Annotated in this window: 4 protein-coding genes and 1 pseudogene; 3 read left to right on the forward strand and 2 right to left on the reverse strand. The window is 66.8% G+C overall.

What is annotated here, in order from left to right; translation table 11 throughout:
• From ACQR1F_RS32075 to ACQR1F_RS32085, 3 genes are all read left to right on the forward strand, one after another.
• The coding region (locus ACQR1F_RS32075; protein WP_434914545.1) for a hypothetical protein at positions 1–320 on the forward strand (320 nt) is incomplete at its 5' end.
• Positions 321–430: 110 nt separating this feature from the next.
• Positions 431–661 (forward strand): hypothetical protein, encoded by a 231-nt coding sequence (locus ACQR1F_RS32080; RefSeq protein ID WP_316183701.1) that lies wholly within the window; start codon positions 431–433, stop codon positions 659–661.
• Positions 662–712: 51 nt separating this feature from the next.
• A complete protein-coding gene (locus ACQR1F_RS32085; RefSeq protein WP_434914546.1) occupies positions 713–2,755 on the forward strand; it encodes a S8 family serine peptidase in 2,043 nt (680 codons plus the stop codon).
• 190 nt (positions 2,756–2,945) lie between these two features.
• Here ACQR1F_RS32085 and ACQR1F_RS32090 read toward each other — a convergent pair whose 3' ends face one another.
• Positions 2,946–4,151: an ATP-grasp domain-containing protein gene (locus ACQR1F_RS32090; RefSeq protein WP_434914547.1), complete on the reverse strand. Its 1,206-nt coding sequence runs from the start codon at positions 4,149–4,151 to the stop codon at positions 2,946–2,948.
• Between the two features lie 367 nt (positions 4,152–4,518).
• Positions 4,519–4,771: pseudogene (locus tag ACQR1F_RS32095) on the reverse strand (hypothetical protein); the annotation flags it as partial.

Here is a 4,771-nt window from a genome sequence, read left to right on the forward strand (position 1 = left end):
TCGGCCACAACCTCGGCATCTTCAGCGCCGGCCCGCAGGCCGCCGCGGCGGCGCAGCCGACCGACATGGAGCTGCAGAGCTTCTGGAGCGTGCTCAAGAAGATCGGACAGGGCGTCCAGACCGGCCTCGATGTCGGCCACAACCTCGGCATCTTCAGCGCCGGCCCGCAGGCCGCCGCGGCGGCGCAGCCGACCGACATGGAGCTGCAGGGCTTCTGGAGCGTGCTCAAGAAGATCGGACAGGGCGCGCAGACCGGCCTCAACATCGGGCATACGCTCGGCATCTTCAGCACCGGCCAGCCCACCGGCACGATGCACTAGACCGATTGGAAGCAACGATCCGCGACATTCGCAACGCGGATGCAAGCGAGTGAGACGGTGGGCGCGCCGAAGGTCCGCCCACCGCCGACCTGACATGGAGGGAGCGAGGCATGCCGGATCCGAACTCGGAGCAGGAATTCATCGTGCAGGGCGAGCCGGTCAAGTCCGGCCAGCTTGCTGATCATCTGAGCCGCGAGCCCGGCGTGAAGCGCATCGGTCAGGTCGCCCCCGACGTCGTCATCCTGTCGATGACGAAGAGCCAGGCCGATCGCCTCCGATCGACTTTCAGCACGATCGTGGTCGAGCCGAACGCTCCACTGAAACCCTTTGGCGCCGGCTGACTCCAGCCGCGCCCCCGACGATGTCACGAGCGAGGATGAAGGAGCCCGCAGATGGCCGCACGAAGCAAATCCGAAATCTCTGATCAGAAGGATGCGGCCGGCACGGCCGTCAACGGCACCGGAGCGCAGCCTGGAGCGGAGCAGCCCTCAGCCGAGGCCGCTGCCGCACCGCAGGCCGCAGCACGGGTGACCGCCGCATCAGCCCCTGCCTCGCCAGGGACCGGTCGCAGCGACGGCGGCACGGCGGCGCCAGCAACGGGCCAACCCGGCGCAACGATCTCGCAGCGGCGGGCGCAGTACATCCTGGCCCCGCGCCAGCAGACGGGGCTTGCGACCTTCAGCGCCGACTTCATCGTCCAGCAACTGACAAACACTCCCGACATCGACGTGGTGAAAACGATTCAGCCGCCGCGGCTGCTCGGATTTCAGAGCGCCGACCCGGGACAGGCGCCGCTCGGCCCCATGGTGCTGGCCCGCATGACGCCCGACAAGGCCGAATTGCTCAAGGCCCAGGCCGGAGCGCGGCTCGCGGTCGAGCGCGATGCGCCGCTCACCTACATGCTCGATCCGACCGTTCCGCAGACTCCGGCGCCGCACCAGCTTCCCAATCCCGGCGTTCTCATTCCCCTGGCCGACGGCTTCTCGACGACGATCGAAGTGGTCGGCGAGAGCGGTCCGCTGCCGGAAGTGGAAGTCTACGTGTTCGGCAGCGTGTGGCCGGTTCAGGGCGTCACCAACGCCAGCGGCCGTGTCACGCTCAAGATTCAGGGCGAAACGCCCGACACCATCCGCTCGATCCTGATCAAGCCGCGGGTCGATTACTGGACCTTCTGGCTCGACCGTCCGCAACTGACCCCCGACAGCGTGAATCGCATTGCCGCGAAGACGCTGGGCGCCTACCTGCGCGGCTTTCCCGGCCAGCAATTGCTGGGATGGGGCCAGCGCGCGATGGGCCTCGATCGCGTGCCCCTCGCCTACAATGGCGCGGGCGTGAAGATCGCGGTGATCGATTCCGGCGCAGCACCAACGCATCGCAATCTGCACGGCGTCACGATCGGCAAGAGCATCGTCGGCAATGATCCCGCGAGCTGGACCATCGATACCATCGGTCACGGCTCGCATTGCGCCGGGATCATCGCCGGCGGGCCGGTCGGCAGCGGCGGCGGCATTCGCGGCTTCGCTCCGGCGGCCGAAATCCATGTCTGCCGGATCTTCCCGGGGGGCCGGTTCAGCGATCTCGTCTCGGCGCTCGACTACTGCATGGAGAACGGCATCGACGTCGCCAATATGAGCCTGGGCGGCGGCGAGCCGTCGCAGATCATCGAGGAGCGCATCCTGCGGGCCAAGCAGATGGGCCTCGCCTGTATCGTCGCCGCGGGAAATTCGTCGGGGCCGGTCCAGTTTCCCGGCTCGACGCCGCATTGCCTGTCGGTCGCCGCGATGGGCAAATGGGGCGAGTTTCCCGAGGACAGCTTCCACGCCCAGCAGGCGCTGGACGGCTTCCGCAGCAGCGACGGATATTTTCCGGCGAAGTTCAGCTGCTTCGGGCCGGAGATCGACGTCTGCGCGCCCGGCGTCGGCATCGTGTCCTCGCTGCCGGCCGATGGATTCGGGGCGTGGGACGGCACCTCGATGGCGACGCCGCATGTCACCGGCCTTGCCGCGCTGGTGCTGGCGCATCATCCCGACTTCAAGGGCCCGTTCGCGACGCGCGACGGACGGCGTGTGGAGCGGCTGTTCCAGATCCTGAAGGAGACGTCGACGCCGCTGCAGTTCGGCGACCCCAATCGTGCGGGAGCCGGACTGCCGAATGCGATGCGCGCCCTCGGCCTGGAGGCGGGCGTCGCCTCCGCGCCCGCGGCCGATCCCTCGCTCGACGTCCTTCGTCGTCTGCTGGGACTGGCGCGCGGCGAAGCGCAGAACGCCGCGACGTCTCCGACGCTGGCGCCGCAGGCGCCCAATGGCAAGCCCAACGGATCCGGCTCGGTTGCCAGGGGCCCGGCAACGACGACCGGCGAGTGGTCGAGCCCGGCCGCCGGTGATCCCAGTCCGGCGCAGATCCGCGACATGATGCACAAGGTCGGCTTGCTGTAGCTTGCCGACGAGGCAGCAGCGACCAAGCCGCATCAGACGTTGTACGACGGGCAGTTTGCGCATGAGCTTCATGCACGAACTGCCCGTCACGTTAGTTGTCATTAGATATGCGACCACCGTGTGAATGAGTTAAGTCCAGAGGGATTGAAAACGCGCAATCCTCGCCGGATCACCGCGGCGGTCTGCGCTATCAAGCCGCCGCAGCCAGAATCTCTGCCCACGCCTCCGGCGTGACTGCGTAGGGACCAACGGCGCCGCTATGGAATTTGCGCCATAGCGACGGGCGGATCAGCGACGCGCCGAGCGCAGCGATGACGGGAACGAGCGCAAGCGGATCGCCCGCGACTGGCGTCAGTTCCTCGGTTGATCCGGCGTAGTCGCCGCGTGCCGCAATCGCATCGATCGCTTCGCGCAACACCGCGATCCGCGCCCCCGTCTGCTCGGCGGCGCCAAGGATCGCCAGCAGCGTCTGGCGGGTCCGCACGCCGGCGGCCCCGGCCGGACATTCCCCAGTCGCAGCACCAATGGCCGCATCGATCATCGCCGCAACGAGATCCACACCCGCCGCGAAGGCGTTGGCAGGTTCGACCAGCCGGGGATTGACATCAATGATGACCGGTCCGCCATCGGCGATGATCACATCCATCGACAGCCCACCGTGCCAATCCAGCAACGCGACCAGCCGCGACAGCATGACGGCCAGACCGGGCAGCACGATGCTCTGCTTCAGCGACGCTCCGCCACCGACGCCCTCGCGCACGCGAAGGCAGGCATGATGCGCAACCAGCCGGCCGCGGTTGGCAACGGCCTGCACCATTGCGAGCGGCCCTGCCACCTGAGCCTGGGCAATCAACGCCGAGCCGTCACCAAGTCCAAGCTCGCGCGCGGCTGCACTGAGCTCGGCGGCGTTTCGCGCCCTGCGGACGCCCGAGCTTGCCGTGCTGACGGGGCGCTTCAGAAAAACGGGATAGGCTGCGACGTCACGGAGATCCTCGATCCGCGAGACCATCGTCGTGGGCGGCTGTGGCACGCTTGCGGCTTCGAGCGTATGAAAGGCGGATATCTTGTCTTGAACCCGCGTGAGACTTTTGAACGGCGGCGCGATCGTGGTGACCCGAAGCTGCGGCAATCTTGCCGAGAGCACCGTCACCTGCTCCTGCGTCGGAAACAGCAGATCGACCTTTCGCTCGGCTGCAATGCGTTCTGCCGCGGCGAGCCATCCGAACGGATCGCGTCCGAACCGCGGCACGTCATGAACCGCCCGCACATGCCGGGTGAAGCGCGACAGGCAGATCCGCGTCGAGGATAGGATCTCGACCTCATGTCCGAGCGCGCCGAGGCGCCCGGCGACCTGACGCGACGTGAGGCCTGATCCTTCCGACAGCAGGACGCGCATCCCAGATCGCCTCACGTTCCTGAAGAGAAGAAGTGTCGGAGATCGCGAAAGGTGGCATCGAACCGCGGCCAAATCAATGTTTGTGCTTGGCTCGCGGTCTCGGCGAGCCTTGAGCCGCGTCCATCAGCGATAATTAATCGCGGCGCATCGGTTCGGAGAGTCCGGGATCGACCTGCCAACGCCGCGTGATGTTGGTGACAGGGAGAATGCACGTGATGTCCGCACGACGGGCAGATCGCGCATGACGCTCATGCACGAATTGCCCCGTCGTGTTAGTTCGTCGCACGAAAGTCCTTGCGCCGTCGGGCAAATCAGGCGCAGATTTCCGCGCGTCCCGCCTCACAGCAAGAGGGGCGTATCGCGGTCGTCACGAACGCTGAGTGTGGGATGCGATGGGCGTGTCGGATTGCGCGTGGGATTGCCCGCGCGGACGAACAATTCCGATGCGCACGGTCAAGTCGCGCGGTCCTGGCATCCCGACGCTGATGTCAAGTTCGTTGTGGTGCTCTGCATCACGCGGACGACGGTGGCCAGAAAGCCGGCGCACCGGGGAGCAACTGTCTTTTTTGTAGACCGGTGATCGGCCGGCCTCAAGGCTGGCGCGAAGGCGCGCCACCGCC

This window comes from Bradyrhizobium sp. HKCCYLS3013, assembly GCF_051167615.1.
Taxonomy (GTDB): Bacteria; Pseudomonadota; Alphaproteobacteria; order Rhizobiales; family Xanthobacteraceae; genus Bradyrhizobium.

Bases quoted from the DNA above. Each gene is read 5' to 3' on its own strand.
- ACQR1F_RS32080 (WP_316183701.1), top strand. From the start codon at position 431: ATGCCGGATCCGAACTCGGAGCAGGAATTCATCGTGCAGGGCGAGCCG.
- ACQR1F_RS32085 (WP_434914546.1), top strand. From the start codon at position 713: ATGGCCGCACGAAGCAAATCCGAAATCTCTGATCAGAAGGATGCGGCC.
- ACQR1F_RS32090 (WP_434914547.1), bottom strand. From the start codon at position 4,151: ATGCGCGTCCTGCTGTCGGAAGGATCAGGCCTCACGTCGCGTCAGGTC.